We start from the raw sequence: 1,204 nt of genomic DNA, 5'->3' as shown, positions 1-1,204 counted from the left end.
ATCTAACTCGGTGCTGTTAATTGCAGGGACAGAAAGTTCAGTCCCGCCACCTCGAACTAAACTACTTGGCGTAAGTGTATCAGTTTGTTTTAGAGTGATTTTTACGTTTTCAGCAAACTCGACTACCGCAAAGGTTGGCGATAAAAGCTTAGGTTCACACTCAAAGACTTTCTTATAAAAGGTCATGCTGAGTTGGATGTTTTCAACATAAAGAACAATAGAATCAATAGTTAACATGGTTGTAAATCTTCATTTTCGAAATGGATGAACTAAGTGTAACCACAAGTACTGACAGTTTTTGTCAGTAACGAAAGTACTTTTGTCCGATGCCCTCCAAAGCTTCCCATTCAGTTAGTAAAGTATGACGAGAACGCTCGTATTTAGGCTCAAGTTGTAAAAATGATTGAATTCTATCAAGTCTAAAATTACGGTAATCGTTCCGTGTTTCGCACCATGCAACCAAGATATTGTGTTGCTCAAACATACCTATAAGTATTGGCCACACAACCCTCTTGCTGATAGCACCTTTAGCGTCTTCGTAAAGAATTTCTGCTTTATGCTCTTTTTTTATCGTTGCTTTTAACTCAGCCAGCTTAACCATCACCTTTGGTGCTTTGATAATTGAAGCAACTCTGATGACGCTCTCAGTATGCTTAGCTTCATGATCAGAAGGCAACACAGCTGAAATCTTAGCAAGTGCATCAATGGCAGCTTCGTTAAATTCTCCGTTTGCTTGCTTTACCACCCATTCAACTCCTAACTTAAGGGCTTCAAGCTCTTCTAAGCTAAACATCATCGGTGGCAAATCGAAGCTCGGTTTTAAAATGTAACCAAGCCCAGCTTCCCCCTCGATCTCTGCGCCTTGCGATTGCAAAGTTGCTATATCTCGATAGATTGTTCTTACACTAACATCTAGCTTATTTGCTAGACCCTCAGCTGAGACTGGATATTTATAGCGTCGAAGAAGTTGGAGTAAATCTAGGAGGCGTTGACTTCGTGACATAGCAAGAATCCATAAAATAAAGAACAGGTATAATGCACTAAAAGCGAATCAACTGATCGTTCAAGAAAAATATGAGTGGACGACGTAAATGATTTAATTGAGTTAAATAGTTCACTTCCTTGACTCTCGAAGCACGGAATTGGGCACTTTTGAGCTAGAAAGTGCCACGGGTAAAAATTCAACCTATGAAGGTTCTGGACA

Annotated in this window: 2 protein-coding genes; both read right to left on the bottom strand. The window is 39.9% G+C overall.

Translation table 11 applies throughout. The features are described from left to right. Window positions 1–237, bottom strand: a 237-nt coding sequence (locus tag AB6D07_RS22995; RefSeq protein ID WP_372126187.1) for a glyoxalase, incomplete at its 3' end; no start/stop codon positions are given. A 64-nt stretch (window positions 238–301) separates the two neighbouring features. Beyond that, on the bottom strand, window positions 302–1,003 hold the full coding sequence (locus AB6D07_RS22990; protein ID WP_102579944.1) for a YafY family protein: 702 nt from the start codon (window positions 1,001–1,003) through the stop codon (window positions 302–304). Between the last annotated feature and the right edge of the window lie 201 nt (window positions 1,004–1,204).

It is taken from the genome of Vibrio sp. 10N.239.312.C11 (assembly GCF_041466065.1).
Lineage (GTDB): Bacteria > Pseudomonadota > Gammaproteobacteria > Enterobacterales > Vibrionaceae > Vibrio > Vibrio tasmaniensis_A.
Note: the sequence above shows the minus strand (reverse complement) of the source record. Positions and strands in the feature narration are given on the sequence as shown.

Coding starts and splice junctions, on each gene's coding strand:
- AB6D07_RS22990 (WP_102579944.1), bottom strand. CDS start 1,003: ATGTCACGAAGTCAACGCCTCCTAGATTTACTCCAACTTCTTCGACGC.